Source organism: Bradyrhizobium sp. CAR08 (assembly GCF_052871955.1).
This window is the reverse complement of sequence record NZ_JBIXJX010000002.1, coordinates 546,078-572,653: the sequence shown is the minus strand read 5'-3', so window position 1 is coordinate 572,653 and position 26,576 is coordinate 546,078. Positions and strand designations below refer to the sequence as shown.

Genomic DNA, 26,576 nt, shown 5'->3' with positions numbered 1-26,576 from the left:
AGCAATTACCGGCCAAACCCGGGGAAACCGAACAGACCAGGCCGCTGCTCGGGCGGCGGAGGTGGTGGCGGCGGTGCCGGCTGCTGCTGGATCGGCGGTAACGGCTGCGGCGGACGCTGCTGCACCTGCTTGGGCGCGGCCTTCTTCTGCGCGGGCGGCGGCGGTGCCGGCTTGGTGCCGGGATCCGGTGCCGCGGTCGCAATCGTTTGCTGCGGATCTTTGCAGTCGGTGAGCCAGATATCGTAGATCGGGTGCTCGACGCCGTGCAGGCCCGGACTTGCCGCGTACATCCAGCCCGAGAAGATGCGCTTCACCTCACCCTGCAAGGTGATCTCGTCGACCTCGACGAAGGCGTCGGTGTTGGCGGCCTCGGTCGCCGGCCGCGTGTAGCAGGCGTCGGTTTTGACGCGCAGCGCCCCGAACTGCACGGTCTCGCCGATCTCCTCGTCGAAGTTGATGATGCGCCCGGTGATCTTGTCGAGGCCGGAGAAGGTCGCTTTCTTGTTCACGATCTTCTGGGCCGGCGGCTCGGTGACGACTTCGTCGCCCGGCTGAAGGCTCGCCGGCGTCTGCGGGACAGCGCCGCCCGGTCCGCCCTTCTGCTGTGGCTGGCGCTGACCGGGCGCACCCGGGGCGCCTTGCGGATTGGGCGGAGCGACCGCGACGGGCGGCGGCTGGTTTGGCGGAGCGGCGCTAGAACCGGGCGGCGGCGCCAGAGGTTGGGTCTCGACCGGCCCCGGCATCACATTGCCCTGCCGGCCTGGCGGTGGCGCCATCGGACGCGACGGCAGCACGCGGCCCTGCGGCGGCAGCTCCGGCACCTCTTCGTCGTCATCGGGGATCTGCGGCTGCGGCTGGGGCTGGCCACGCGGAATGGTGCCGGGCGGCCGCAGCGGCGGCGGATCGGAGAAGATCGTGCCGATCTGCGCCTGCGCCGGCGTCGCAGCCGTCAGTGCGGTGGCGGCCAGAAGCGCCGCAAGACCTGTCAGGGTAAATGTTCGAAACATATCTCGCGCGGCTTCAACAGCGAATCGGGCTTGCTGGAGGACATTCTACAGGGGATACCGCCGCTCGCAGGCCATCCGGTTAACACGGCGAATACGGCGGGGGAAGGGCGGCATCCCTGCCCTTCCCGGCCCGGTCTGGCCAGATCGGCCCCCGGATGGAATAGTCGAGCACTCCTCTCAGGGGTCAGGCGGGCATCGCCCCGAAAACGACGTCCAACGAACAATCAGAAACCCAGAGGTCGCTTCCCATGCCCGTCGTGCTCGATCCCGATGCCGCCGCCGTCTACAAGGCCTTTCAGGAGGCCGGCCGGCCCGCCTATGAGACCCTGACCGCACCGGAAGCGCGGGCCTATTACGCGCAGGCGCGCTTTGCGACCAATCCCGAGCCACCTGACCTCGCGCGCGTCACGCCGCTGTCGATCCCGGCACCGCACGGCGCCATTCCCGCGCGCCTCTATGTTCCGAAAGAGCCGCGGCGGTATGATGGCTTGTCCCCGGCGCTGGTGTTCTTCCACGGCGGCGGCTGGGTGATCGGCGATCTCGACTCCCATGACGTCGTCTGCGGCCAGCTCGCCGACGCCGGCGCGCTGATCGTGATCTCGGTGGACTACCGCCTCGCGCCAGAGCACAAATTTCCCGCCGCCATCGATGACGCGATCGCCGCGACCAAATGGGTCGCCGCCAACGCGCGCGAGCTCGGCATCGACGCCTCCCGGCTTTCGATCGGCGGCGATAGCGCGGGCGGCAATCTCGCCGCAGTGGTCGCGCTCGCCGCGCGCGACGGCAATGGTCCTGCGATCGCGGGCCAATTGCTGATCTACCCGGCGACCGATTTCGCCATGACGCACGGCTCTCACCGCGAACCCGAGACGAGCGTGCTGCTGACGCATTCGGTGATCCGCTGGTTCCGCGACCATTATCTCAACGGCGCCGCCGATATCCACGACTGGCGCGCCTCGCCGGCACGGGCGACAAACCTGGCCGGCCTGCCGCCGGCCTATGTGCTGACCGCCGGTGCCGATCCCCTGCGCGACGAAGGCGACGAATATGCCGAGCGGCTGAGGCAGGCCGGCGTGGCCGTGGCTACCAAGCATTATCCCGGCCAGTTCCACGGCTTCTTCACGATGGGGAAATTGCTGCGAGAGGCCAATGTCGCCGTGAGCGAGATCGGCGCGTGGCTGAAAGGATTGGCCTGAAACGCCGTTCCCGATGCCGCCCGTTCTTCAAAACATATTCGCCCTCCCCCTGCGCGGGCTGACATGGCTTGGCGGCCAGGGCACCCGCGCGGTGGCCGCCGTCGTGTTCATCGCGCTCGCGGTACCGCCGCTCGGGGCGTTGTTGCGCCCCTACGTCACCGAGGCGATCTTCGTTCTGCTTTGCATCTCCTTCATGCGGGTCGATCTCGCCGCGCTCACCGGCCATCTGCGCCGGCCGGCGCTGGTCGCGACCGCGACCGTCTGGACCATGATCGGCGTGCCTGTGATCATCGGGCTGATCGTCCATGTCACCGGGCTCACGGCGCGCGCGCCCGACCTTGCCCTGGCGTTGATGCTGCAGAGCATGGCCTCGCCGATGATGGCCGCACCGGCGCTGGCGGCGCTGATGGGCCTCGACGCCACGCTGGTGCTGGTCACGCTGGTGAGCGCGACGGCGCTGGTACCGTTCACGGCATCGCTGTTCGCAAGCCTGTTCCTCGACGGCATGCTCAGCATCTCGCCGCCTGCGCTGGGCTTGAAGCTGCTCGGCATCCTCGCCGCATCGCTGCTGGCCGCCACCGTGATCCGACAGATCTTCGGCGCGGCCGCGATCCAGCGCCACAGGCAGCCGATCGACGGCTTCAACATCGTCATCCTGCTGGTCTTCGCGACCGCAATCATGGGCGACGTCGCGAGCGATCTCGTCACCCGGCCGGTCTCCACCATCGGCTTCGCAGCTCTCGCCTTCGCGATCTATTTCACGCTGCTCGCCGTCACCACGCTGCTGTTCCGCCGCATCGGCTATGAGCGCGCGCTGGCGCTCGGGCTGATGGTGTCACAGCGCAATCTGGGCCTGATGCTCGCCGCGACTGCCGGCGCGCTGCCGCCCACCACCTGGCTCTATTTCGCGATGACGCAGTTTCCCATTCACCTGGCGCCCTACATGCTGATGCCGATCGCGCGGCGCTTGACGGCGCGCGCGCAGGCCTCGGGCGCTGCGGCGACCGGCGGCAAGGCCGCATCGGGCTGAACCAATCCGCAAGCCTTGCCAACACGCAAGTCATGTCCGCTCTGCCATCGCGAGGCCGCTGGTGACCAGGCGAATGTCCCTCACGCAGCGCGCCAATGTCCCTTGTGAATATCAAACTTCACGGCGCCTTCGTCACGCATCTTCAACAGGAGCGATTGGCAGTCGTCCTGATTCTTGATGTTCACGCGCTTCATGACTTCGAAGGTCTTCAGAGGTTTTTCGCGAAGGGCAATCAGAATCTTTTCTCGATCGGTCATTGGGGTTCCTTGCATCGGATCGGCGACGGTACGTGTTGTACACATCGTCTACAACGGGTGCATTCGCTTGACGAGGTCCGTTCCGGCTCCAAAAGGGGAAATGCCGCGCAATATGCAAGTCTGCTCAAATATCCAAGTGTGCTCACCTGCTCAAGCGGGCTCTCCAACTCGATCAATTCTCCCTACCCGGCCCTTGCCGCGCGCCGCAGCGCTTGCGGCGGCTGGCCGAAGGCGCGGATGAAGGCGCGCCGCATGCGCTCGGGATCGCGGAAACCGGTTGTCTCCGCGACGAGTTCGATCGCCTCGCGCGAGGACTGCACGCGCTCGCGCGCGACCTCGATGCGCAAGCGCTCGATGGCCTTCGAGGGCGTCGTGCCGGTCTCGGCGGCAAAGGCGCGGGCAAAATGCCGCGCGCTCATGCCGGCACGGTCGGCGAGATCTTCGACAGTCAAGCGAGCGTCGAGGTTCTCGCGCGCCCAGGACAGCAGCGCACCGAAGCGGCCGTTCGGCGTCTTCAATTCCAGAAGTGACGAGAACTGCGACTGGCCGCCGCTGCGGCGATGATACAGCACGAGCTGCCGCGCCGTGTCCTGCGCGATCTGCTCGCCGTGATCCTCCGTTACCATCGCGAGCGCAAGGTCGATGCCGGCCGTGATGCCGGCCGACGTCCACACATTGCCGTCGCGGGTGAAAATCTGGTCCGGCTCGAACTTCACCTTGGGATAGCGCGCGACGAAATCCCGCGTGCGTCCCCAATGCGTGGTGGCGCGGCGGCCGTCGAGCAGGCCTGCTTCGGCGAGCACATAGGCGCCCGAGCAGACGCTCGCGACCCGCACGCCGCGCCGCGCCAGCCGCTGCACGAAGGCGCGCGTGACCTCGCAGCGCGCGGCATCCGTCACGCCCGCGCCTCCCGCCACGACCAGCGTCGTGATCGCATTGGCCGACTTGAAGTCGCGCGCCATCATCTCCACGCCCGACGAGCTGCGCACCGGCCCCGCGCTCACCGCCAGCACGCGGATCCCGGTCGTCGTCTTGCCCGTGCAGCGCGCCGCGATCTCGAACACGGAGATCGGGCCGGCCGCATCGAGCAACTGGAAGTCCGGGAAGATCAGGATGCCGATCATGGTCATGTCCGAAAGCGAGGGAAATACGCCATTCTGGACGGAAAGGCATCATGAGAGGCTGCTTCCGTCAAGCTCATAATTGGAGGCTCTCATGTCGTCCCCGCTCCAGATCGGTCTCTTGGTGTTTCCGCGCGTCACCCAGCTCGATTTCACGGGCCCCTTGCAGGTGTTCTCCTCCGTGCCCGGCGCAAAACTGCATTTGATCTGGAAACGGGTCGAGCCGGTGCCGAGCGATTCCGTGCTGACGCTGACGCCGACCACGACATTCGCCGACTGCCCGCAGCTCGACGTGATCTGCGTGCCCGGCGGCGGCGGCACCAACGATCTGCTCAATGACGAGGAGGTGCTCGGTTTCCTGCGCCGGCAGGCCGAGGGTGCCAAATACGTCACCTCGGTCTGCACGGGATCGCTGGCTCTCGGCGCCGCCGGCCTCTTGAAGGGCTATCGCACCGCCACGCATTGGAGCGCGATGGAGATGCTCGCTCAGTTCGGCGCGACGCCGACCAAGACGCGCGTCTGCGTCGACCGCAACCGCATCACCGGCGGCGGCGTCACCGCGGGAATCGATTTCGCGCTGACCCTGGTGTCGATCATGGTCGATCGCACCACCGCGGAGGCGATCCAGCTTCAGCTCGAATACAATCCGGCCCCGCCGTTCAATGCAGGCTCGCCGGATACCGCGCCGGCGGAGGTGCTGGCATTACTAAAAGAGCGCGGCGCGCAGGGTCAGGCGCGCCGGCTAGAGGCGGTGAAGCGTGCGGCCGAGCGGATGACCTAGTCTCCACTCTCGTGTCCCGGACGCGATGCATCGCGTAGCGGTGCCGCGCAGCGTCCGGGGCACGCGAAATCCAGTCGTCCCTCTATCAAAGAAAAAGGCCGCCCGGTTTCCCGAGCGGCCTTTCCTGTCTTACGGCGGCTGCACATTTCATCGGGCGATTTCGGAGCTTCCAGACCGGGGGCCTATCTCCCGATCGAGTCCTGGTCGGCGGCCGCTGCATTTCGGGACAGTCGCGAACTGTTGCCCGAACCGAACGCGATGGTCTCCCATCTCCGTAAGATGCGACCATTGAGCCGCATCGCCCGCGTGGCTGCAACGCCCGCGCAGGACTCATCCCCGCTGTTCCCGTTGTCCACAGCAAAGCGAGGCGGATGCGGGTGCATCCACCCCCACGACAAGGGTTGAGACGGGAATCGGAAGGCTAGCTCGGCGTCCAGGGCTGATAGTCGCCGGTCGCCTTCGGCCGCTTGCCGCTGGCGAGCGTCGAGCCCGCGGGACGGTAGGCGTTGGCCGTGCCGGTGAGATTGGGCTGGTGCGGCTTTTCCCATTCGCGCGGCTGGTAGTTGTCCTGCGTCGGCGGCACGTCGACGGTGTGATGCATCCAGCCGTGCCAGGACGGCGGGATACGGCTGGCCTCGGCGTAGCCGTTATAGACCACCCAGCGGCGCTCGAAGCCGAGCACCGGGTCGATCGCCCCGCCGCGGGTGCGATAATAGAGGTTGCCCTGCTCGTCCTGGCCGACCAGCTCGCCGTAGCGCTTGGTCCAGAGTTGGGTGCCAAACGTCTGGCCATTCCACCAGGTGAAAAACTTGAGGAAGAACTGTTTCATGCGGCAAGGGCCCTGCTTCGTCGGGTCCTGATGCCATCCGGACGGCGAAATGTCCAGTTCGGCGCGGGCGGCAATGCCCCGCTGCAGATGCGGTCCCCGGCACGGAACGCTGCCGCAAATCGGACGCGATCCGTTCATGCCGGATACAGCGTCGCCATGAGAACTTTTCGTCGCACGCAAACCCCCGTGATCCCAGGAACTCCGGCCCTTTCATCGGGTTTGCTTCCGGGAAAAGGAGTTTTGATCATGAAAAGTCTGAAAGTCTTGAGCACGGCTGCGGCAGTGGCATTGGTTATCCCGTTGGCGACGCCGAGCTTTGCCCAAAGTCGGGCCGCAGCGGTCGGCGGCGGCGGAGCACACTTTGGTGGCGGCGGCGGCGGAGCACACTTCGGTGGCGGCGGCGGCGGAGCACACTTCGGCGGCGGCGGCGGCGGGGCACATTTCGGTGGCGGCGGCGCCCGCATGGGCGGGGGCAACTTCGGCGGCAACTTCGGCGGCGCGCGGATCGGCGGCGGCGGCGGCAATTTCGCGGCCGGCGCAGCAGTACGTCCGGGCGGTGGCAGCTTCGCAGCCGGCACGGTGAGCCGACAGGCCTTCTCGCCGTCCTACAGCGGTACACGCAGCGTCGCGACTGCGGGCAACTGGCAGGGTGGTAGCGGCAATTGGAGTGGTCGTCACTGGCATCATCGTCACGGCGGCGGCTTTTGGCCCGGGTTCGCGGCCGGCGCTGCGATCGGCGGCCTCGGCTCGTACGCCTATTACGGCGGCGGGTATTACGACGACCCCTACTATTACGGCGACAGCTACTATGATGAACCGACAGTGGCCGTGGTCCCCGATGGCGGCGGCGACTCCGCGGCCTACTGCGCGCAGCGCTACAAGTCCTACGATCCGGCGTCCGGCACCTATCTGGGCTATGACGGCCAGCGTCATCCCTGCCCGTAACACGACCTGAAACACTTGAAGAAGAAGGCGTCGCAGCGATGCGGCGCCTTTTTCATTCAGGCGCCTCACCTGTTTCGCTCGCCTCGTATTCGTCATCGGCAAGTGTCGCGTACAATCGATGCGAGCGGACCTTTATTCACCGCACCGTGCATATCTACCCTCATCCAATCCCAAATTGACCCGACGCGCGATTCACCTGTATCAACTTGGCTGTGGGGACTTCGATGACTGGGAAGTGTCATGCCGCGCATTCTCGTGGTTGATGACGATCCGATGGTCGGCGCGACCATCGAGGTCCTCCTCCAACGTCAGGGCTTCGACGTCACGTTGACTGATGGCGGAGAAACGGGTTTGGCTGCGCTCGAAACACAGAATTTCGACGTGATGCTGGTCGACATCTTCATGCCGCATATGCGCGGCTTCGAGTCCATTCGCATCTTTCACGAGCGCGCGCCGGCGGTTCCGCTAATCGCGATGTCCGGCTACGCCTTCGCATCATCCGCCTCGCCCTCTCCCGACTTCCTCCGGATGGCGCTGGAGCTTGGCGCGACCCGCTGCCTGCGCAAGCCGTTCACGCCGGACGCGCTGCTGACCACGATCCGGGAATGCATCGCCGTGCCGGGCGATGGCTCGCAGCCGAAGGACAAGAAAGAAGTCCCTTGATCCCAACGCAGCGCGTCATTCTCGGTGCTGGACTTGCCATCCTCCTGATCATCACCGCGGCCTCGATCGGCCTCGACGTCAAGTCACGGTCCGATGCGGCCTGGGTCAATCACACCGTCGAGGTGCTGAAGAAGATCTCCGACCTGCGCGTGCTGATGCGCAGTGCCGAGAGCGCCGCACGTGGCTACGAGATCTATCGCAACCCGAGCTTCAGCGAAGAATTCCAGGCGGTGCACGCCCGGATCGCACCGGCACTCGCCGATCTCAAGCGCAGCGTGCGCGACACTCCCGAACATGTCGCGCTGCTCGAGGGCACCGAGCCGCTGGCGCTGCGCCGGATCGAGATCGCCGCCGAAGTGATGCGCCTGCGCGCCGGAAACGATCAGGCCGGCATTGCCGCAGTCCAGGGCAAGGGCGAGGGCCGTGGCCTCATGGACACGGTGATGGGCAATTTCGATCATTTGAGCGCAGAGGAAGAACGATTGCTCGCGGCGCGCTCCCAGGATTCGCGCCGCACCGGCATCGTGCTGCTCGGCATCGACGTCGCCGGCGCGTTGGTGATCCTGCTGCTGGTCGTGATGATGATGCGCGAGAGCCGGCGCAGTGAGGGCGCACTCAAGAGCACGCTAATGGAGACCACGGCCGCCAAGCAGCAGCTCGAGGCCGCCGTGGCCGAGCGCACCGAGCATCTGGTCACCGCGCATGACGAGCTGCGCCTCTCGGTCAACGTGCTCCAGAGCACCTTTCACAGCATGGCGGAGGCGGTGCTGGTCATCGATGCCGAGGGCAATGTCCTTCTGTCCAATCCCGCCGCCGAGCGCATGCTGCTGCACCGGACCGGCATGAACCTGCGCAATCTGCGCGCGATGTCCACCGTGCTTCACGGCGACGGCCTCACCCCGCTCAAGCCCGACGAGCTGCCGTCGGCACGCGTGCTGCGCGGCGAGCCGTTCGAGAACATGGAGATGATCGTCCGCCCGCACAGCGGCAATGCTCCCCGTCATCTCATGATCAGCGGCCGGCCGATGCTGGACGGGAAAGGCAACGTCTCCGGCGCGGTGCTGGTCTATCACGACGCGACCACCTCGCGCGAGACCGAGCGGCAATTGTACCAGTCGCAGAAGCTGGATGCCATCGGCAAGCTCACCGGCGGCGTCGCGCACGACTTCAACAACATGCTGACCGTGATCTCCGGCAATACCGAGACTCTGGTGGCGAGCCTGAAGCAGCAGCCCGAGCTCCAGCGCGTGGCACGCCTGATCGACGAGGCCGCCGAGCGCTGCGCCGAGCTGATTCAGCATCTGCTCGCCTTCGCGCGCAGGCAGCCGCTGCAGCCGCGCAACGTCGAGATCAACGCCGCGGTCGCGGACATCGCGAAACTCCTGCGCCCCACCCTCGGCGAGCAGATCGAGATCGAGACCGTGCTCGAACAGGGGCAGATGACCGCGCACATCGATCCGTCCCGCCTCACCAATGCCCTGCTCAACATGGCCATCAACGCCCGCGACGCCATGCCGAACGGCGGCAAGCTGCTGCTCGAGGCCCACCGCGTCGTGCTCGACCAGGCCTATGCGCAAAGCAATCCCGACGTGCGGCCCGGCCCTTACGTGATGCTCGCCGTCAGCGACACCGGCACCGGCATGCCGGCCGAGGTGCAGCAGCAGGCGTTCGAGCCGTTCTTCACCACCAAGGAGGTCGGCAAGGGAAGCGGCCTCGGCCTTTCCATGGTCTACGGCTTCGTCAAGCAATCCGGCGGCCACATCAAGATCTACAGCGAGGAAGGCCACGGCACCACGATCAAGCTCTATCTGCCGCCGGGCGAAGGCATGACCGAGCCAGTCACCTCTGCCGCACCGCCGGCCGAGGGTGGCGCCGAGACCATTTTTGTGGTCGAGGATGATCCGCTGGTGCGCAACTTCGTCACCGTGCAGCTCCAGAGCCTCGGCTACCAGACCGTCGCCGCGCCCGACGGCAAGGCCGCGCTGGAGTTGATCCGGGCCGGCCAGCCGTTCGATCTGCTGTTCACCGACGTCGTCATCCCCGGCGGCATGAGCGGACGCGACCTCGCCGACAAGGTGGCGACGATCCGCCCCGGCGTGAAGGTGCTCTACACTTCCGGCTATACCGACAACGCCATCGTCCACCACGGCAAGCTCGACGACGGCGTGATGCTGCTGACAAAACCCTACCGCCGCAACCAGCTCGCCGCGATGATCCGCAAGGCGCTCGGACACATGCCCACCGGCTAGCGTTTCTGCTTGGCGATATGTCCAATGGCGTTGCAGATGATCCGCGCTGCGCAGATCGCCCCAATATTCTGCGGATCACGCTCCGGCACCAATTCGACCAGATCAAGACCGACAATTCTGGCCTTCGAGGCGACGCCCGCGATCAGGTCTATGACGTCGAAATAGGACAAGCCGCCAGGCTGCGGCAGCAGCACGCCGGGAATGACGGACGGATCCAGGCCGTCGCAATCGATCGTGATCAGGCAGTTCGCGCTGTCCTCGATTGCACTCAGGACGGCTTGAACGCCCCGGCTTTTGACGTCTCGTGCTGTAAAAATCCTGGAGCCCCAGTTCCGCGCGCAACTGAGCTCCTGCAGGCCCGAGCCACCGATACCCCTTAAACCGACCTGCACAATGCGTTCGACCCAAGGCAACTCGCTGGCGCGCCGCATCGTGCTGGAAAACGTATGTGCTGAGCCGTCGCGCTGGTCCTTCCAATCCAGATGCGCGTCGATCTGCAGGATCGTCAGCTTGCCCGTGTCTTCGAACGCCTCGAAGAACGGTATGGGGACAGAATCATCTCCGCCGAGCAGCATGGGTACCGCGCCGGACTTCAGGATCTTCCTGGTGGCGGTCCTGATTGCATTCCGGTTTTGCTCGGGGGCCTCGGGTGACGTGGCAAGATCGCCGCCATCGACGACCCGGATTTGCTCCGGGTCGAGCAGGATTCCGTCTTGGTCGAAATCCCACCTGGCAAGGTCGGTCTGATAAACGCGCAAAGCATTGCGAATGGCCGCTGGGCCATTCGCGGCATGGCTGGTCCTGCCCCTCACATGCGGCGTGGCGTCGGCAGCTCCGAAGATGACGATGTCGGCTTCGCCTAGAGGCTGGGCAAGGTCGCACGCCGCGACGCCGAGGAATGTGTTGCGGTCGCTCGCCATAGCCGTCTCGCTGGAGGCACTCAGTCCGGCCGACAGAGCCAATCCGCAACGCCTCCGCGAGTTCCTGACCTGCTCTTGGCCTGCCGCCGAGCCGAGCGGTCGAAGCCGCTCTCGCCGAGGACGTGACCTCATAAACGTCGGCTTACCAAGGCAAAGCGGAAGCTCCCACCTTCGGCGTGGTCGGCGGCTTGTGACCACAGCGGACTCCAGCGCGTCGAGCTTCCCCTGAGGGAGTTGACGAGTGGGCGGGCCGCTTTCTTCTGGAACGAAATTAAATTGATTTAATTCAGTTATTGTGATTTAATTTTTAGGCTTATCTCTGGACGGAGAAACGCATGCCAGATCAGGACGACCGTCGCGAGTTCTTAAGAACCTGCGGAAAGTTCGCGGCGGTGACACCTCCAGCCATCACCCTACTCCTGTCGACATCCCTTACATCGGATGCGATCGCGAAGTCGGGCGCAGGCGCGGTCCACGAGGACCATCACCATCACGGCAACAACGGCTGGGGCAACGGCGGCGGAGACGGCAGCCCCAACGGCAAGGACGATAGAGGCCGCTGAGACGACGACACACGGCCTCCGGAAGGAGACACAATGCAGACCAGGCGCCGCGACGTAGATTGGCATTTCGCCAGCTTCGTTGTTTCGATGATCTGGCTCGCGATTGTTGCTGCCGCTCTTCTTGCAGTGCTCTTCCGAGGGCACCCTTGAGGAGTTATGAAGTACATTTTCATCGCGGTCGGCTGCTGGCTGCTGCTGAACCTGCTCTTCGTTGTGCTAGTCACGCCGCCGCGTAGTCGCCGGCCGCGACAGCTTGCTCGCACGATTCATGCGGTCAAGAAATTCATTATGAGCAGACGGCAGCCCCCCACCTGATGAGGGCAGTGACGCGCTGCAAAAAAAACGACAGTAAGGCTGGCTGTTTATTTCCAGCGACGCCGCACCGCAGTTCGCTGTATCGTGCCGTTCCGTTTTTTCCAACAGCGGATTTGATTGCCATGCACCACATCCAGAGTACGCATATTGCCGCGATACTGAAACTGACCGCCCAGCAGCTTGAAGCACTTCGCACCCGCCCAGAGATCCAAAAGGAATATTCCGAAATCCTCGTTTTGAGAGAGAAAATAAAACTGGCGACCGATCTGAAGAAGGCTCGCCGGCAGCTCCTTACTCGGTCCCTGCCAAGCGCCTGAAGGGAGAGAACTCCACCCGTGCCTTGCGCTGTGAGGCTCGAGCAAGGAGCTGCTCGTTGGCATTCCCGCTTGTGGACCCGAAGCGGACATCTTAGCAGCGCCGCACGGCATATCCCGTCGCTGTGGCAGCGCAAACAATACTTCCCGAATGCTGATAGCGCCTTGTCGGTTATCTCCCTCACAACCGATGTTTTGTTTTGCGAAAGCCCTCGATGTTCTTGCCAAATTCATCCGAGAGCGATTTCTTTTGGCTTCCGTACGCGGCAGATTTCCGGGTGTAAGCGCAAGTAGTCGCGAAACAGCAGGAAATCTCTCCAGCGTGGATTGCATTGCTCCATGATGTGAAGATGGTGTGTCCAGGGTCCAGGCATCCTCTTCCGAAAAAACAGTTCACCAGGTAACCATGCTTCGTACTCGGGGATGTAGGTGTATCCGAGTTGCGCGAATGGCCTCACAAACGTGGACTTCGCGCGCAACAAGTGCGGGAGGCCGACCAAGATGTCCATAATCGGTTTGGCCGAGAGGCCGGACACAGACGTACTGCCCATGTGTTCGATCTTGAGCGCCGGACCGACCACAAATCGCAAGCGACGGCACTCCTGCTGGAAACGAACCGGCCAGTCGGGGTCATAGTCACGCACCTCGATGGCGCCCCTCCATACTTCTCCATTCTGTCCCCTCGCTGGAAGCTACCCTTCTCAAACGGCCCTGTTGGAACAGACCACCGTTCCTGCATGTGATCGGACTCACTGCAATGCGCGGCATCTCCCGATATACGGGTCAGCTTTTGGCGCTTCAGCGACGTCGTGGGCGCACCATATTGAGGTCCACCCAGCGAGGCATGGCGGAGTAGATTTGCTCAGGTGGAGTTCTTCGCACTTTGACCCATAAGCGACATGGGTGGATTGAAAATCCTTGCAGTGCAATAGGCCGTGCGGCATCGGATGGCTCGCGAGGACCGGGCGAAGCTGATAGATTGCCATCGTCAGGAGCTGATCGATGACATCCATTGACGAGCGTCTTCTCGAAAGCAAGATGACGCAGATCGAGCAGGCCCGCACTTGGAGCCCGCGCGTAATCTCCAAGTTCGAAACGCTGATTCGCAGTGGTGACGAGGTCAGCCTGTACCGCGCCAATCCGCTGGCGTTCGCCCGTGATCGCAGTGTGGCTGAGCCGGAGTCGATCGATCTGTTTCTCCATGCCGCTCGCGCCGGGCTGGTCGACATGCATTGGGACATTCTCTGCCCCCACTCGGGTCTGGTGCTGGAAAGCTTCGGGAGGCTCCGTGCGCTCCGGAGCCATTTCGTCTGCGGGCTTTGCGATATCGAGGGTCACACCGAACTCGACGACTTCATCGAAGTGTCCTTCTCCGTCTCGCCGCAAATTCGGCACCTCGCCTTGTATGACGTCGACAATCTCTCGATCGAAGATCTGCACTGGAAGCTCAAGTTCGCCAACAGCGGACGGCTGCCCGGCGGACAGACTCGATTTGTCGATGTCTTGCGCGGTTTCGTTCGCGGAATGACTTATCTGCCGTCCGGTCTGACAACGACGCTGCAGACCGATATTGGGCCGGGCGCGGTCTCAGGCGTCAACGTCCAGACCCAGGCGGGCTTTACGCTCCCGGTCGCGCTCGATCCCACTGCCGTGCAGATGCCGAATACTCCGACGATCGTTCGTGCCACCTATGACGGGCAGCGGTTCACGCCCGCCGTTTCGGCCGTGCCGTCGGGGCCTGTGATCTTCGAGATCAGCAACACCGGCCCTAAGCGCGGTTCGCTGCTCCTGATCAACTGGCCACCTGAAATCTTGGAAATGCCAGAGAAGCCGACCCTCGAATTCGATCCCTACGTCTCGGGCGGGATGCTGCTGACGCGTCAGACGTTCCGCAAGCTCTTCCGCTCAGAGCGCGTAGATGAGGAGGAGGGCCTCGGCGTTCGGCAGGTGACGTTCCTGTTCACGGACCTGAAGGGTTCGACCGCGCTCTACGAGCGCCTCGGGGATCTTAATGCCTATGCTCTCGTCCGCGAACATTTCGCTCTCCTCGACGCAATTGCCCATCGGCATGCCGGTGCCATCGTGAAGACCATCGGCGACGCCGTCATGGCTGCGTTTTGCCGGCCGGTGGATGCCGTGGAGGCAGCGCTGCACATTCTGCGGGACATCGGAGAGTTCAACTCCAAGCACGGCCAGCCCGCCGTCGTTCTCAAAATGGGGGCACATTGCGGTCCTTCCATCGCCGTGACCCTCAACGAGAATCTCGACTATTTCGGCCAGACCGTGAATATTGCCGCGCGGGTGCAATCATTCGCCGACGCCGGCGAAATCTGTCTCACTGAAGCACTCTACACCGCGCCCGCTGTTCGCCAGCTGCTGGCGGGCCACCATGTCGAGGAGTTCGAGGCGCCGCTGCGCGGCGTCGAAGGCGAGGCGCGAGTCTACCGGGTCACCGGCCGATTGTAGCCTAGGCTCTGCGGCAGTCCGCACTAGCGTAGTGATCGAAATGTATTTCCGACATCTGGCCGCCGCGAGGCGGCTTTTCTTGGACACGGCAAGAGCAAAGGAGTCTGTTCGTGGCCCAGAGCTGACCTGCCCTGCGCAGCCGGTCGAGGACCGCTTGTGACCCAAAGCAGCCTTTAAAGCGGCTCGAAAATCATCTGCCAGCCCTTTCGGGTGTCCATGTATTCGCGAACCAGCTTGATCCGCTCGCCGGAAAGGACAAAAGCGAAGCAATAGTCATTCTCGTAGGGCTTGCCTCCTGGAAGAGTGGCTCGCATTCGCTCCTCGACGATCACAGTATCGCCATCGGCATGAATGCCCCGAAACGAGATGTCGACGTTCGAGAACAGATGATGCATTTCCGAGGCAATAAACTGTGCGATTTGGTCCGGTCCAATCATGTGGTCGGTGTGTTTGAGAGCGACCGCCGTGGCATTTCCAGCCGGTGCGATCCATTCGGCATCGGGAGTAAACAGCTCCGCGATCAACTGCGCATCACGGGTTTTAAAAGTCTTCCAGGCATTGATGACGATCTCTTTAGGATTCGTGCTGTTCATTTTTGCTTCTCCAAGTGCTCAGCGAAGTTGGACCTTCTCTATAAGAAGGGCGCACCGATATCGCTGGCCGGAATCGGACCTGATCATCTCAGGGCTATTCTTCTGGCTGCGGCCTGCGGTAAAATGAGTCATGCTCAGTTTTGAGGTATGCAACACCGCGCGCTTGCAGCGCGATCCCCGCTATGACGGCCGTTTCTACACGGCAGTGAAGACCACGGGAATCTACTGCCGCCCGGTTTGCCCGGTGAAGCAGCCGTTGACCCGTAACGTGACCTACTATCAAACTGCAGCGGCCGCCGAGGCCGCGGGGTACCGACCTTGCCTGCGTTGCCGTCCGGAGACCGCGCCCTTCTGTGCTGCCTGGAATGGCACGCGTTCGACAGTCGCGCGGGCCTTGAAATTGATCGATGGTGGCGCCTTGGATGACGCTTCGGTTGCCGCACTGGCCGATCGGCTCGGGGTAAGCTCGCGCCACCTTGCGCGTCTGTTCGAACGGTACGTCGGGGCCAGCCCCCAACAGGTCGCGAAGACCAGGCGTGTACAGAGGGCGAAGCGCCTACTTGACGAGACGACTGAACCACTGGCCCAGATCGCCTACCGAGCTGGCTTTGGCAGCGTGCGCCGATTCAACGCCGTCTTTCGCGAACTCTATGGGCGCTCGCCCTCCAGCATTCGCCACCGCCGCAGAGTATTCGCCTGAGGTCGGGCATCCCAACGTTGGTCCGCTGTTGGACCCATTGCGGACTAACTGGTCTCGCGCGGTTGTGTTGAAGCTGCTAGACACGTGAAGTGTCGCTGTTCTTACTCTTTTTTGGACTTTCACTGCTGGGCATTGCCGGATGGGGATTTCAATCCATCGTGGCAGAGCTAGATAGGTCGTGCCTCCCCCGGACGGACGCAATTTCTCGCAAGTTTCAGGTTGAGGCGTTTATCTGGGGGGACCGCGCGCCGTTGGCGCTGAGGCGTCGGTATATCGCAACACAAGCCTGCGCGGTCCCGGCGCTCCTTTGCCTGGCGGCTCTCGTGTGGCTCAACGAGCCGCGCCGCGATGTCCGCGCTTTGGGGGTGATCGCGTTCTGTTTCGTGTCGTTTGTCGTGGCCGCTTCCTTGGCCTGGAAGACTGCCCGAAGCAGCGGCACAAAATTATCCTGACGGAGGCAACAATGCGTGGCCTGATCTACATTTGGGGCGCGGGAATACCGCTTCTGGTCGGGCTTGAGATATATCTCGCTACGAACGCTCTCCGAAACCTCGCTCCCGGGGTAGAAAGAAAAGACGTAGTATTTCTGAGAAGGTTTGCAGATGGCGGCAGCCCTCCAGGAGGTTGCTCCCCGAAGTATGGCGGACCAGATTTGCTCAGTTGAGTTCTTCGTATGCTGACCCGAAGCGGATGTTGTACTGTTTGCCAATGGCGAGGTGCTTTGGTCCCCCCATCGGACCACGTACGATGGCGCCCGACCCATGAATGATCACCGAAAGATCAAAGTCTTTTTTGAAGTGTTGGGACGGCTCCTGTCGCGAGTTGGGTCTCAAGCGCTGGCCCGTATTGGCGCCGAGTTGGGACCTAAGGAAAAAGTCACGCTGACCAATGGGCTGTACTTCCGCGTCGAACGGTCTGGTTTGACCCCTTGTGTCGGTCGGCGCTGGTGAGTGTCAATCGATGAAGCTTTCGGTCGATGAAGCAAAGCAGATATTCTCATCGATCGAGTCCGCGTGCACCAGTCGCGATGTTGTCAAGGTCCGGGCCGGAGAGCTATCTTGGACGACCGATGCTCGGCCGAAATCCAATCCTGAAAAGGTGGTTATCAGGTTCACAGGACCGCTGGGATTCACACGCACGGACGCCAGGCGTAAAGATGTTGCAGCAGCGGTCGTAGAGTTCGCCAACCGATTTGGGTAGAGACAATCCCCCGCAAGGCAGGTCGGCTCTTGGCGCATCTGCGAGCTCGGAGACCTTCCGCTCTCCGGCCGATGTTGACGATGAACCGGAAGTCCAGGCGGCCAGCCGCTCATGAATATACGCCCTACCGCGTCGCCAGCACCACGGCCGCCAGCGTGAACACCAGCGCGGCAATCTGCCCTGCCCCCAGCGGCTCGTGGAGCGCGATCGCGGACGCCACGACGCCGATGACGGGCACCGCCATGGTGCCGATCGCGGCGACGGAGGCCGGCAGGCGCGCAAGGGCAGCGAACCAGCTGACATAGGCGATGCAGAACTGCACCACGGTCGAATAGACCAGGAGCCACCAGCCGACCGGCGTCACCAGTTCCAGATGCGTGGTCTCGATGGCGAGGCCGATGATAGTGATCGGCAGGCAGCCGATCCCGATCTGCCAGGCCGCGGCCGTGATCGGCGGCAGGCGGATCGGGTACTTCTTCGAAAACACCGTGCCGGCGGCGAAGCCGAGCGCGCCGCACAGCGCCATAACGATGCCCGGCAGCTTGTCCGCAGTGGCGGCAAAGCCGTTGCCGCCCATGATCGAGGCCAGGCCGGCAAAGGCCATCACCAGCGCGATGGTGCGCAACAAGGTCGGCCGCTCGCCGAGCACCGGCCAGGCGATCAGCGAGGCCCAGACCGGCATGGTGTAGGCGATCAGCGCCGCTTCGCTCGCCGGCAGCCACAGCAGTGCCAGACCCATCAGCACCATCCAGCCGGTGACGTTGAGGATCGCGGCGGTCACGAGGCGCGGCCAGATCGCGCGCGGGACGCTGAGGCTGTCAGCGCGGATCAGTGCCAGCGCCGCCAGCAGCACCGCGCCGAGCACGCCCGTCGCCCCGCGCAAGGTCAGCGGCGGCAGCTCGGAGAGCAGGAATTTCGTCACCGGCCAATTGAAACCCCAGCCCACCGAGGTGATGGCGAGGAATATCAGGCCGGTCGGGGCGATGCGCGCTCGCAGCACCGGCCGAGTCGAATCAAGCATGTGGGTAGTCCGGCAAAATCGAGGGCAGCTTGGCGCGGATTCGCGCCTCCCACCACCACCCCGGCGGGCATGCCTGCCCTCACCTTCCGTAGCCCTACGTGAGTCCCCCCGAGGCAAGCCCGCGATTCAAAAATATACCTGCCCTGTGAACAGCGGGGTGAAGCCTCAGCGGCACCCCAAGATGCAAATTTTTTCGGTTGGGAATCCCTGAGGACTCACTGATACTTGGCTCAACAACAGGCGCGGGCCTGCCCCCTGTTATCCCCCATCATCCACCATATTTAGTATTTGATTCAGGAACTCGCACTAGTTCTTGACGGGCGTAACGGAGAGTCCTAGTTTTCGATCCGTTCGGCGCGAGTGTGTTTGCGTCCCGCCGGCACTCCCCCAAAGGGTCTGCAAAACAGCACTCCGCCAAGCCAGACAAGGGCAGCGGGATACGGGCTTGTCTGCCCGGCGAGAGCGGACTTTTCGGGCGCCTGAACGGGCTGGAAACAGGCCCGGATGGCAATGGTTGAAGACGTGACGTTGTGGGGCGTTGAACGCATGTCGGGCTCATCCCTTTGGGGCGGATGGGTCTGGACGTGCCGGCGGATGATCGGTGCGCGCATCGAGCAATCGCGTCGGGAGAAAACGGGCCGGGTCTACCGGCTGAGCTGCGATGCCAAGGGCCAGGCGGCCTCGAGCACCGCGAAATGAAATGATGACCCGGCACGCCTGAACGGAGGCGGTCCGGTCAAAGATAGGACGGGGCAAGACCATGCGGATTGAGCGGCGCCACACCACTTCGGGACAGTCACCTTACGCCGGCATCGATTTCCGGCTGACCACGTCGGAGATCAGGAATCCCGACGGCTCGGTCGTGTTCAAGCTCGACAATGTCGAGGTGCCGACCGCGTGGTCGCAGGTCGCCTCCGACGTCCTCGCCCAGAAGTACTTCCGCAAGGCCGGCGTTGCCGCGCGCCTGAAGAAGGTCGAGGAAGAGTCCGTCCCCTCCTTCCTGTGGCGCTCCGTGCCCGACACCGAGGCGCTCGCCCTCCTGCCCGAGAAAGAGCGCTATGTCAGCGAGCTCTCGGCCAAGCAGGTGTTCGACCGTCTCGCCGGCTGCTGGACCTATTGGGGCTGGAAGGGCAAGTACTTCTCCTCCGACGAGGACGCCCAGACCTTCTACGACGAGCTCCGCTACATGCTGACCATGCAGATGGTCGCGCCGAACTCGCCGCAATGGTTCAACACCGGTCTGCACTGGGCGTACGGCATCGACGGTCCCGGCCAGGGCCATTATTACGTCGACCCCTTTACCGGCAAGCTGACCCGATCGAAATCCTCCTACGAGCATCCGCAGCCGCATGCCTGCTTCATCCAGGGCGTCGGTGACGACCTCGTCAACGAGGGCGGCATCATGGACCTCTGGGTCCGCGAAGCGCGCCTGTTCAAATACGGCTCCGGCACCGGCTCCAACTTCTCGCGCCTGCGCGGCGAAGGCGAACGCCTCTCCGGCGGCGGCCGCTCGTCCGGCCTGATGAGCTTCCTCAAGATCGGCGACCGCGCCGCGGGCGCGATCAAGTCGGGCGGCACCACGCGCCGCGCCGCCAAGATGGTCGTCGTCGACGTCGATCACCCCGACATCGAGACCTATATCGACTGGAAGGTGAAGGAGGAGCAGAAGGTCGCCGCTCTCGTCACCGGATCCAAGATCAACCAGAAGCACCTCAAGGCGGTGCTGAAGGCCTGCGTCAATTGCGAAGGCTCGGGCGACGATTGCTTCGATCCCGAGAAGAACCCGGCGCTGCGCCGCGAGATCAAGCTGGCGCGCCGCAGCCTCGTACCCGACAACTACATCAAGCGGGTCATCCAATTTGCAAAACAGGGCTACAAGGACATCCAGTTCGACGTCTATGACACCGACTGGGATTCGGAAGCCTATCTCACGGTTTCGGGGCAGAACTCCAACAATTCGGTGTCGCTGAAGGACGACTTCCTGCGCGCGGTCGAGACCGACGGCGACTGGAATCTCGTGGGACGCACCACGAAGAAGATCACCAAGACGCTGAAGGCGCGCGACCTCTGGGAAAAAATCGGCTACGCCGCCTGGGCGTCGGCCGACCCGGGCCTGCACTTCAACACCACCATGAATGACTGGCACACCTGCAAGGCGTCCGGCGACATCCGCGCCTCCAATCCGTGCTCGGAATACATGTTCCTGGACGACACGGCGTGCAACCTCGCCTCGGCCAATCTGCTGACGTTCTACGACATCCCCTCCAAGCGTTTCGACGTCGAAGGCTACGAGCATCTCTGCCGGCTCTGGACCATCGTGCTCGAAATCTCGGTGATGATGGCGCAGTTCCCGTCGAAGTCGATCGCCGAGCTCTCCTACGAGTTCCGCACGCTCGGCCTCGGCTACGCCAATATCGGCGGCCTCTTGATGACCATGGGTCTGTCCTATGACAGCAAGGAAGGCCGCGCGATCGCCGGCGCGCTGACCGCGATCATGACCGGCATCACCTACAAGACGTCGGCCGAGATGGCGGCCGAGCTCGGCACTTTCCCGGGCTACAAGAAGAACGCCGCGCACATGCTGCGCGTGATCCGCAACCACCGCCGCGCCGCCCATGGCCAGTCCAACGGCTACGAGGGGCTCAGTGTCAATCCGGTGCCGATGGACTTGGTGTCCTGCCCGCAAGGAGACCTCGTCACCCATGCGCAAGCCGCCTGGGATGCGGCGCTCGAGCTCGGCGAGAAGCACGGCTATCGCAACGCCCAGACCACGGTGATCGCGCCGACCGGCACGATCGGCCTCGTCATGGATTGCGATACCACCGGTATCGAGCCCGACTTCGCGCTGGTGAAGTTCAAGAAGCTGGCCGGCGGCGGCTACTTCAAGATCATCAACCGCGCGGTCCCCGCCGCGTTGCGTGCGCTCGGTTATCGCGAGAGCGAGATCGCGGAGATCGAGGCCTATGCCGTCGGCCACGGCTCGCTCTCCAACGCGCCCGGCATCAACGCCTCGACGCTGAAGGCCAAGGGCTTCACGGATGAGGCCATCGCCAAGGTCGAGAAGGCGCTGCCGACCGCCTTCGACATCAAGTTCGCCTTCAACAAATGGACCTTTGGCGAAGACTTCATCCGCGACCAGCTCGGCATTGGTGCCGAGGCGATCGCGGCCCCCGGCTTCGACCTGCTCCAGGCCGTCGGCTTCACCAAACGCGAGATCGAGGCGGCCAACGTCCACATCTGCGGCGCGATGACGGTGGAAGGTGCTCCGCACCTCAAGGCCGAGCACTATCCGGTGTTCGACTGCGCCAACCCTTGCGGCAAGGTCGGCAAGCGCTATCTCTCGGTCGAGAGCCACATTCGCATGATGTCGGCGGCGCAGCCCTTCATCTCGGGTGCGATCTCCAAGACCATCAACATGCCGAACGACGCGACGGTAGAGGACTGCAAGTCCGCCTACATGCTGTCGTGGAAGCTGGCGCTCAAGGCCAACGCGCTCTATCGCGACGGCTCCAAGCTCAGCCAGCCGCTCAACTCGCAGCTCATCGCCGACGATGAGGACGAGGACGATGCGGTCGAGAGCCTCTACGACAAGCCGATGGCGGCACGCACCGCCCAGGTCTCGGAAAAGATCGTCGAGAAGCTGGTCGAGCGCATCATCGTGATGCGCGAGCGCGAGAAGATGCCGGATCGCCGCAAGGGCTACACCCAGAAGGCGGTCGTCGGCGGCCACAAGGTCTATTTGCGCACCGGCGAGTATGACGACGGCCGCATCGGCGAGATCTTCATCGACATGCACAAGGAAGGCGCGGCCCTGCGCTCCTTCATCAACAATTTCGCCATCGCGGTGTCGCTGGGTCTTCAGTACGGCGTGCCGCTCGACGAATATGTCGACGCCTTCACCTTCACCCGCTTCGAGCCGGCGGGCCCCGTGCAGGGCAACGACAGCATCAAATACGCGACCTCGATCCTCGACTACGTCTTCCGCGAGCTCGCGGTGAGCTATCTCAGCCGCTTCGACCTCGCCCATGTCGATCCCAGCGAGACCGGGTTCGACGTGCTCGGCAAGGGCGTCGAGGAAGGCAAGGAGCCTGATGATCACGGCCAGCGCGCCTCCAAGCTGGTGTCGCGCGGCCTCACCCGCTCCCGCACCGACAACCTCGTGGTGATGCGCGGCGGCTCGACCGCGGTCGCACAAGGCAACGACAGCGCACCATCAGGCGGCAGCAAGGTCACCTCGCTCGCCTCGCACGGCGCAGGCCGTGCCGGCGACGTCCTGGAAGGCGCGGTCGCGCTGAAGCAGGAAGTGACCCACGACCTCTCGCCCACCGAGAAGCTCGAAGCCCTGCAGTGGAGCAAGGCCGGCAGCGCGCAAGTCGCGGTGCCCAGCAAGGCCGAGCGCCGCGCGGAAGCCAAAGCCAAGGGCTATGAGGGCGAGATGTGCAGCGAGTGCGGCAACTTCACGCTGGTGCGGAATGGTACTTGTATGAAGTGCGATACGTGTGGAAGCACGACGGGGTGTTCGTGAGGGGCTAGACAGCTAGGATTGCTGAGCCCGGATTTGCCTCGAGCATCTACGAAGGGCGGCCAGAAGGCCGCCCTTTTTTCATTGTCGCCTTGCAACTTATGGTTTTCTATCGATAACTACTTCTGAACCTGGTTGAAATGAGCTTTGGGACACTTGGAGCCCGCGGAGGCGGCAGATCGAGGGATACAGCAGCCGTGACAAAATATGCATTTGTTGATGGTGGCTTTATCGACGCAATGGTGCGGAAGACATCCGAATATTTCGCGATCGACCTCAGTCGTAACAAAATCGATTACCGGGCAATCGCTGGCGGGCATCAAAGAACCTTTTACTACGATGCTTTGCCCGCCCAAAAGGACAATGAATCTGGCGAGGAATACGAACGACGAGTGAAACGCAAGCGAGAACAATTCGAGCTGGTTAATCGCACGCCTTTTATGCACGTTCGAGAGGGGCTGACGCGGGGACAAAACAAGACGCTGCGTCAAAAAGGCGTCGACATCTTACTCGCAATCGACGTTTTCAAACATGCAACGTCTGGCCACATGTCCGAAGCCCACATCATGACGAAGGACCTAGACTTCTTTCCACTTTTTGAAGCATTGCGGGACACCCCTGTAGCAGTGCATTTGCACTGCTATCCGGCCGAGACTTCCAGTGAATTAATGGCGTTGGCTGATGTCGTGGTGCCAGTCAATCCATTCAAGATATTGCAGTGGATGCACCACCAATCGAAGGATAGCTACGTCGAGTGGAACATCGCTTTGGGCGACGTGAATCCTCAGAAGCTATGCATGATCGGCAATTACGAAGGGCTAGACTTCTATATTTACCAGGACGACGACATGCCGTTCGTTGGTCGCGCCATGGCGTATAATCCTTCGAGCCTGATGCGCTCTAACCGATGGGAGCATATTGTCGACGCCTTTGAGGCCCGCGTCGGCAAGCGTGTCCACCTGGATCAATTGAACCGCTAACTGTAGCTCGCAGGATGGCTGGAGTGCAGCCCGTAGGATGGGTGGAGCGAAGCGATACCCATCGCCGCCAGATCGACAGAAGGGATGGGTTTCGTAAGGGCTCAACCCATCCTACGAGCTCATCAACACCCTGCCGCCGAATTGCCTTTGCGGTCGAGCCCTTCCCTCCTAAACTCTCGTCCTCACCGGCATCGGTTCCGGCGGGCCCGGTAGAAGCGGAGTCAGATTATGCCCAAACCGGAAAGCTTCCCGATCGAGAAGATCTTCGTTCCCACGAAGCAGAAGAAAGCCATCAAGCCCGAGATCGTCGGGGAGATCGCTGAAAGTATGCTGGACATCGGACAACAGGAACCCATTTCCGTCCGGCTCGACGGAGACCGCCTCGTTCTGGTCGAGGGACTGCATCGGCTCGAAGCCTGCAAGGCGCTCGGCGAGACAACCATTATCGGTGTCATCGTCCCGGCGGAGGTCGCTCAACACAAGCCGCAGCTTGCCGAACGGCCCGAAGTCGAGGCAGAGCGCCTCAAGATGGCGCGATTGAAACAGTTGCGCCTGGAGAAGGAAGCCGCGGAGGCATCGATCGCTGGCCGGAAGGGCGTCAACGGAACGGAAGCGCCGCGCACCCGTACGACGAAAGGCGTTCGCGACAATCCGAAGGCATCACCGGGCCGGACTGCGAAATCGACACCGAAAACATTGTCGGACTGGATCACGCAGCAAAAGGGCCACGGCGGTCGCTATTGATTGTTGGCTCCAGCTCGTAGGATGGGTGGAGCGAAGCGATACCCATCACCGCTCGATCGGCGAGAGATGAAGGGTTTCGTAAGGGCTCAACCCATCCTACGACCTAGAGCTCAACCCAGCCTACGCGCTATCTACGCCCGCCTCACCGTATCTCGCTCATCGACACCTTGGCGGCGATCCCGCTCAACTCGGGCTGTTGCGGTGCGAACTCCTCGTTGGACGATGAGCCTAGCGAGACGTCGACCATCCTGCGCTTGACCTGTTCGCATGTCTTGCGGACGTCTTCGGTGAACAGCGCGCATTCTTCGATGCGCTTGAAGATCTTCCGACCCTCTTCACGATACTCCGCCGCCGTTTCTCGCATGAAGGCGATCGCATCATGGACCTGGGCAGTCAGCGCCTCGCATTTTTGCGCGGCGTCGATCAACTCGGTGCCCATGGCCTCGATCTCTTTTGCAGCGGACTCATAGTCCCGAACGACCGCCTCTGCACTGAGCGCGCCGACGCGCGTCACGCCCGCGGTGTGCTCGACGTAATCAGGCAGAGCAATGGAAGCAAGAGAGCTTCCCGAGCGTATCGATGCAATGTCCTCCTCGAGCTGGACCAAGTTTACTCCGTCCCGCCTGCGCAATTGTTCGACATTTGCCATTATTGATCTCCCATACGCACCCCGAACCCTTAACAGCATCGGGTTTATTACGGGGATAAGCTCCGTTCTACTCTGATGTATCCTTGACAGCCGCAGTTTTGCCGCTTTTTCCCGATTGCCCAATTGCACGCATGGATAGATTTGTCGGCGTTCAACGTCTCCTGGTCGCGGCCGGCGAAGATGGCACGTGCGCCTCGCTAGAAGTCGACCTGTCGAGCAACAGACGCGCCAATACGCACGGTGAAGCGAGCACAGCTCGGATCGCGTGTGTGCGGGCCCGGAACTCGGATCACCTCTCCCCACTCGGAGAGAGGTGCTCCGCGCACAGCCGACCGACGGTGCTCTGGCCGCTGCGCAAAGACCGGCTACAAGACCGGCTAGTAGCAGGGCGGGTAAGGTTCGTAGCCGCAGCGGCGATAGCCGCCGTAGGCTCCGTAAGCTCCGTAAGCTGCCGCACCAACCGCAGCAGCTCCGACGCCTACGGCAACTCCGCGGCGCACGGCTGCACCACGATAGACGCCACCGCGATAGACACCGCCGTGATGAACACCAACCCGACCAACCCCGACGCCTCTTCGATAGGCGAAGGCGTCAGTCGAAACAGTCACGATGCAGGCGATGCCAATGATTGCGGATGCGGTAAGTGAAACGATGGTTCGGCGCGACATGTCCACTCTCCTTCCTGGATTGGGACGGTGCGTCAGCGCAATTCGCTAATGAGCGGGTTTGTTGATTTAGAACAATGCGGGCCCTTGCGATCTGGCGGCCGGTTCATAACGAGACAGCGAAAGTGTCACGCTTTACCTACATAGGGCATGAGCGGGAGCCACACCGCTTTCGGTCATGTACCTGACGCTCGCGACGCATGCCGGTTCGGCAATGCCACGCCCCACCCCCGTGCCCGCGATAATTTCTCGTTCGCACGCGCGTTGGGGGGACAGCGGCGCAACCTCTCCTTCCGGCGATAGGACTGCCGCACTCCGAGGCTGGGCGGCCCCGCCCCTACTTCGTATCGGCCTCGACCGCCTCCAGCAGCGGCATCTCGCGATGCGACTCGCAGAAGCGCGAGAGCTTGTTGCCGTTCTTGTTCAGCGCTTGCGTATCCACGACGGGATTGTTGCGGCGGCCGGCGTAGAACCCGGCGAGCCAGACGTTCACGGTCTGCATGTGGGTGATGCGCTGGGTGATGTACTGGTCGCAGCTGATCTTGGAAACGTCGACCAGCACCTGGGCCTTGGCCGGCACGGCCAGCAGCAGGGCCGCGAAGGCACCAAGGACGATCGCTCTTGTCTGAACCATGTGTTCCTTCCGATGAATGTCTGCACGGTGGCGACGGTCGGGCGCTGCATGCTTGATCCAGATCAAGGGCGCCCGTTGCATACCCCGCGACCGCCCCACCCCGAGGCCTCGCCATAATTTCTCCTTCGCACGCGCGTTGTGTTGGACAGCGGCGAGACCTATCGTTCCGATCGGACTGCCACACTTCCATTGACGCCCGACGGAAGCGAGAG

The 26,576-nt window shown here is 62.9% G+C and carries 24 protein-coding genes and 1 pseudogene; 14 read left to right on the top strand and 11 right to left on the bottom strand.

Going from position 1 to position 26,576, the window contains the following annotated elements:
* Window positions 1–5: 5 nt before the first annotated feature.
* Window positions 6–1,051 (bottom strand): annotated as a pseudogene (locus ACIPUD_RS06530) (DUF2155 domain-containing protein).
* A 204-nt stretch (window positions 1,052–1,255) separates the two neighbouring features.
* Here ACIPUD_RS06530 and ACIPUD_RS06525 point away from each other — a divergent pair.
* Window positions 1,256–2,203 carry an alpha/beta hydrolase gene (locus tag ACIPUD_RS06525; protein ID WP_204511076.1) on the top strand — a complete coding sequence of 316 codons (948 nt, stop codon included), beginning with the start codon at window positions 1,256–1,258 and terminating at the stop codon, window positions 2,201–2,203.
* 13 nt (window positions 2,204–2,216) lie between these two features.
* Window positions 2,217–3,233 carry a Na+-dependent transporter gene (locus ACIPUD_RS06520; RefSeq protein ID WP_446480276.1) on the top strand — a complete coding sequence of 339 codons (1,017 nt, stop codon included), beginning with the start codon at window positions 2,217–2,219 and terminating at the stop codon, window positions 3,231–3,233.
* Between the two features lie 80 nt (window positions 3,234–3,313).
* On the opposite strand, the gene ACIPUD_RS06515 is transcribed toward ACIPUD_RS06520, so the two are convergent.
* Together ACIPUD_RS06515 and ACIPUD_RS06510 are read right to left on the bottom strand one after the other, a co-directional pair.
* Complete coding sequence (locus tag ACIPUD_RS06515; RefSeq protein WP_018454491.1) at window positions 3,314–3,490, bottom strand: hypothetical protein; 177 nt, start codon at window positions 3,488–3,490, stop codon at window positions 3,314–3,316.
* A gap of 182 nt (window positions 3,491–3,672) precedes the next feature.
* Window positions 3,673–4,614, bottom strand: coding sequence for a GlxA family transcriptional regulator (locus tag ACIPUD_RS06510; RefSeq protein WP_026232745.1), 942 nt, complete (start codon window positions 4,612–4,614; stop codon window positions 3,673–3,675).
* A 91-nt stretch (window positions 4,615–4,705) separates the two neighbouring features.
* On the opposite strand from ACIPUD_RS06510, the gene ACIPUD_RS06505 reads away from it, so the two are divergent.
* Entirely contained in the window at window positions 4,706–5,392 is a 687-nt protein-coding gene (locus ACIPUD_RS06505; RefSeq protein WP_446480275.1) for a DJ-1/PfpI family protein, read from the top strand.
* 421 nt (window positions 5,393–5,813) lie between these two features.
* On the opposite strand, the gene ACIPUD_RS06500 is transcribed toward ACIPUD_RS06505, so the two are convergent.
* Window positions 5,814–6,221 (bottom strand): NADH:ubiquinone oxidoreductase subunit NDUFA12, encoded by a 408-nt coding sequence (locus ACIPUD_RS06500; protein ID WP_026232746.1) that lies wholly within the window; start codon window positions 6,219–6,221, stop codon window positions 5,814–5,816.
* A gap of 246 nt (window positions 6,222–6,467) precedes the next feature.
* On the opposite strand from ACIPUD_RS06500, the gene ACIPUD_RS06495 reads away from it, so the two are divergent.
* The 3 genes from ACIPUD_RS06495 to ACIPUD_RS06485 all read left to right on the top strand — a co-directional run bounded on the left by ACIPUD_RS06495 (window position 6,468) and on the right by ACIPUD_RS06485 (window position 10,078).
* Window positions 6,468–7,166, top strand: a complete 699-nt coding sequence (locus ACIPUD_RS06495) for a BA14K family protein (protein ID WP_446480274.1) — start codon at window positions 6,468–6,470, stop codon at window positions 7,164–7,166.
* Window positions 7,167–7,406: 240 nt separating this feature from the next.
* A complete protein-coding gene (locus tag ACIPUD_RS06490) occupies window positions 7,407–7,829 on the top strand; it encodes a response regulator (RefSeq protein WP_247390462.1) in 423 nt (140 codons plus the stop codon).
* Window positions 7,826–10,078 (top strand): CHASE3 domain-containing protein, encoded by a 2,253-nt coding sequence (locus ACIPUD_RS06485; protein WP_085353533.1) that lies wholly within the window; start codon window positions 7,826–7,828, stop codon window positions 10,076–10,078. The genes ACIPUD_RS06490 and ACIPUD_RS06485 overlap by 4 nt, the downstream gene beginning before the upstream one ends.
* Here ACIPUD_RS06485 and ACIPUD_RS06480 read toward each other — a convergent pair.
* Complete coding sequence (locus ACIPUD_RS06480) at window positions 10,075–10,998, bottom strand: arginase family protein (protein ID WP_446480273.1); 924 nt, start codon at window positions 10,996–10,998, stop codon at window positions 10,075–10,077. The genes ACIPUD_RS06485 and ACIPUD_RS06480 overlap by 4 nt on opposite strands.
* A 335-nt stretch (window positions 10,999–11,333) precedes the next feature.
* Here ACIPUD_RS06480 and ACIPUD_RS06475 point away from each other — a divergent pair, with 335 nt between their 5' ends.
* On the top strand, window positions 11,334–11,561 hold the full coding sequence (locus tag ACIPUD_RS06475; RefSeq protein ID WP_446480272.1) for a hypothetical protein: 228 nt from the start codon (window positions 11,334–11,336) through the stop codon (window positions 11,559–11,561).
* A gap of 323 nt (window positions 11,562–11,884) precedes the next feature.
* The gene (locus ACIPUD_RS06470; RefSeq protein ID WP_244561577.1) at window positions 11,885–12,193 is read left to right on the top strand and encodes a hypothetical protein; all 309 of its coding nucleotides are present in this window, start codon (window positions 11,885–11,887) and stop codon (window positions 12,191–12,193) included.
* A gap of 227 nt (window positions 12,194–12,420) precedes the next feature.
* On the opposite strand, the gene ACIPUD_RS06465 is transcribed toward ACIPUD_RS06470, so the two are convergent.
* Window positions 12,421–12,834, bottom strand: a complete 414-nt coding sequence (locus ACIPUD_RS06465; protein ID WP_446480271.1) for a GrpB family protein — start codon at window positions 12,832–12,834, stop codon at window positions 12,421–12,423.
* Window positions 12,835–13,192: 358 nt separating this feature from the next.
* Between ACIPUD_RS06465 and ACIPUD_RS06460 the strand changes: the two genes are divergently transcribed.
* Window positions 13,193–14,656 (top strand): DUF5939 domain-containing protein, encoded by a 1,464-nt coding sequence (locus ACIPUD_RS06460; protein WP_446480270.1) that lies wholly within the window; start codon window positions 13,193–13,195, stop codon window positions 14,654–14,656.
* Window positions 14,657–14,829: 173 nt separating this feature from the next.
* Here ACIPUD_RS06460 and ACIPUD_RS06455 read toward each other — a convergent pair whose 3' ends face one another.
* Window positions 14,830–15,249: a nuclear transport factor 2 family protein gene (locus ACIPUD_RS06455; RefSeq protein ID WP_085353538.1), complete on the bottom strand. Its 420-nt coding sequence runs from the start codon at window positions 15,247–15,249 to the stop codon at window positions 14,830–14,832.
* A gap of 130 nt (window positions 15,250–15,379) precedes the next feature.
* Here ACIPUD_RS06455 and ACIPUD_RS06450 point away from each other — a divergent pair, with 130 nt between their 5' ends.
* Window positions 15,380–15,949: a bifunctional transcriptional activator/DNA repair enzyme AdaA gene (locus tag ACIPUD_RS06450; protein WP_085353539.1), complete on the top strand. Its 570-nt coding sequence runs from the start codon at window positions 15,380–15,382 to the stop codon at window positions 15,947–15,949.
* A gap of 1,324 nt (window positions 15,950–17,273) precedes the next feature.
* Here the strand turns inward: ACIPUD_RS06450 and ACIPUD_RS06445 are convergent.
* Window positions 17,274–18,170, bottom strand: a complete 897-nt coding sequence (locus ACIPUD_RS06445) for a DMT family transporter (protein WP_446480269.1) — start codon at window positions 18,168–18,170, stop codon at window positions 17,274–17,276.
* 510 nt (window positions 18,171–18,680) lie between these two features.
* Here ACIPUD_RS06445 and ACIPUD_RS06440 point away from each other — a divergent pair.
* The 4 genes from ACIPUD_RS06440 to ACIPUD_RS06425 all read left to right on the top strand — a co-directional run bounded on the left by ACIPUD_RS06440 (window position 18,681) and on the right by ACIPUD_RS06425 (window position 24,416).
* On the top strand, window positions 18,681–18,869 hold the full coding sequence (locus ACIPUD_RS06440) for a hypothetical protein (protein WP_231188561.1): 189 nt from the start codon (window positions 18,681–18,683) through the stop codon (window positions 18,867–18,869).
* Window positions 18,870–18,930: 61 nt separating this feature from the next.
* A complete protein-coding gene (locus ACIPUD_RS06435) occupies window positions 18,931–22,695 on the top strand; it encodes a vitamin B12-dependent ribonucleotide reductase (protein WP_446480268.1) in 3,765 nt (1,254 codons plus the stop codon).
* 194 nt (window positions 22,696–22,889) lie between these two features.
* Complete coding sequence (locus ACIPUD_RS06430; RefSeq protein WP_157642915.1) at window positions 22,890–23,672, top strand: NYN domain-containing protein; 783 nt, start codon at window positions 22,890–22,892, stop codon at window positions 23,670–23,672.
* 228 nt (window positions 23,673–23,900) lie between these two features.
* Window positions 23,901–24,416 (top strand): ParB N-terminal domain-containing protein, encoded by a 516-nt coding sequence (locus ACIPUD_RS06425; RefSeq protein WP_018454508.1) that lies wholly within the window; start codon window positions 23,901–23,903, stop codon window positions 24,414–24,416.
* Between the two features lie 142 nt (window positions 24,417–24,558).
* Here ACIPUD_RS06425 and ACIPUD_RS06420 read toward each other — a convergent pair whose 3' ends face one another.
* From ACIPUD_RS06420 to ACIPUD_RS06410, 3 genes are all read right to left on the bottom strand, one after another.
* Window positions 24,559–25,065 (bottom strand): hypothetical protein, encoded by a 507-nt coding sequence (locus ACIPUD_RS06420; protein ID WP_026232748.1) that lies wholly within the window; start codon window positions 25,063–25,065, stop codon window positions 24,559–24,561.
* A 377-nt stretch (window positions 25,066–25,442) separates the two neighbouring features.
* The gene (locus tag ACIPUD_RS06415) at window positions 25,443–25,733 is read right to left on the bottom strand and encodes a hypothetical protein (RefSeq protein ID WP_085353546.1); all 291 of its coding nucleotides are present in this window, start codon (window positions 25,731–25,733) and stop codon (window positions 25,443–25,445) included.
* A 334-nt stretch (window positions 25,734–26,067) separates the two neighbouring features.
* Window positions 26,068–26,364: an HdeA/HdeB family chaperone gene (locus ACIPUD_RS06410; protein ID WP_240543383.1), complete on the bottom strand. Its 297-nt coding sequence runs from the start codon at window positions 26,362–26,364 to the stop codon at window positions 26,068–26,070.
* Window positions 26,365–26,576: the final 212 nt, after the last annotated feature.

What these genes read in the sequence shown, in the direction of transcription:
- ACIPUD_RS06525 (WP_204511076.1), top strand. Translation starts at nt 1,256, where the DNA reads ATGCCCGTCGTGCTCGATCCCGATGCCGCCGCCGTCTACAAGGCCTTT.
- ACIPUD_RS06520 (WP_446480276.1), top strand. Translation starts at nt 2,217, where the DNA reads ATGCCGCCCGTTCTTCAAAACATATTCGCCCTCCCCCTGCGCGGGCTG.
- ACIPUD_RS06515 (WP_018454491.1), bottom strand. Translation starts at nt 3,490, where the DNA reads ATGACCGATCGAGAAAAGATTCTGATTGCCCTTCGCGAAAAACCTCTG.
- ACIPUD_RS06510 (WP_026232745.1), bottom strand. Translation starts at nt 4,614, where the DNA reads ATGATCGGCATCCTGATCTTCCCGGACTTCCAGTTGCTCGATGCGGCC.
- ACIPUD_RS06505 (WP_446480275.1), top strand. Translation starts at nt 4,706, where the DNA reads ATGTCGTCCCCGCTCCAGATCGGTCTCTTGGTGTTTCCGCGCGTCACC.
- ACIPUD_RS06500 (WP_026232746.1), bottom strand. Translation starts at nt 6,221, where the DNA reads ATGAAACAGTTCTTCCTCAAGTTTTTCACCTGGTGGAATGGCCAGACG.
- ACIPUD_RS06495 (WP_446480274.1), top strand. Translation starts at nt 6,468, where the DNA reads ATGAAAAGTCTGAAAGTCTTGAGCACGGCTGCGGCAGTGGCATTGGTT.
- ACIPUD_RS06490 (WP_247390462.1), top strand. Translation starts at nt 7,407, where the DNA reads ATGCCGCGCATTCTCGTGGTTGATGACGATCCGATGGTCGGCGCGACC.
- ACIPUD_RS06480 (WP_446480273.1), bottom strand. Translation starts at nt 10,998, where the DNA reads ATGGCGAGCGACCGCAACACATTCCTCGGCGTCGCGGCGTGCGACCTT.
- ACIPUD_RS06475 (WP_446480272.1), top strand. Translation starts at nt 11,334, where the DNA reads ATGCCAGATCAGGACGACCGTCGCGAGTTCTTAAGAACCTGCGGAAAG.
- ACIPUD_RS06460 (WP_446480270.1), top strand. Translation starts at nt 13,193, where the DNA reads ATGACATCCATTGACGAGCGTCTTCTCGAAAGCAAGATGACGCAGATC.
- ACIPUD_RS06455 (WP_085353538.1), bottom strand. Translation starts at nt 15,249, where the DNA reads ATGAACAGCACGAATCCTAAAGAGATCGTCATCAATGCCTGGAAGACT.
- ACIPUD_RS06450 (WP_085353539.1), top strand. Translation starts at nt 15,380, where the DNA reads ATGCTCAGTTTTGAGGTATGCAACACCGCGCGCTTGCAGCGCGATCCC.
- ACIPUD_RS06445 (WP_446480269.1), bottom strand. Translation starts at nt 18,170, where the DNA reads ATGCTTGATTCGACTCGGCCGGTGCTGCGAGCGCGCATCGCCCCGACC.
- ACIPUD_RS06440 (WP_231188561.1), top strand. Translation starts at nt 18,681, where the DNA reads ATGGTTGAAGACGTGACGTTGTGGGGCGTTGAACGCATGTCGGGCTCA.
- ACIPUD_RS06435 (WP_446480268.1), top strand. Translation starts at nt 18,931, where the DNA reads ATGCGGATTGAGCGGCGCCACACCACTTCGGGACAGTCACCTTACGCC.
- ACIPUD_RS06425 (WP_018454508.1), top strand. Translation starts at nt 23,901, where the DNA reads ATGCCCAAACCGGAAAGCTTCCCGATCGAGAAGATCTTCGTTCCCACG.
- ACIPUD_RS06420 (WP_026232748.1), bottom strand. Translation starts at nt 25,065, where the DNA reads ATGGCAAATGTCGAACAATTGCGCAGGCGGGACGGAGTAAACTTGGTC.
- ACIPUD_RS06415 (WP_085353546.1), bottom strand. Translation starts at nt 25,733, where the DNA reads ATGTCGCGCCGAACCATCGTTTCACTTACCGCATCCGCAATCATTGGC.
- ACIPUD_RS06410 (WP_240543383.1), bottom strand. Translation starts at nt 26,364, where the DNA reads ATGGTTCAGACAAGAGCGATCGTCCTTGGTGCCTTCGCGGCCCTGCTG.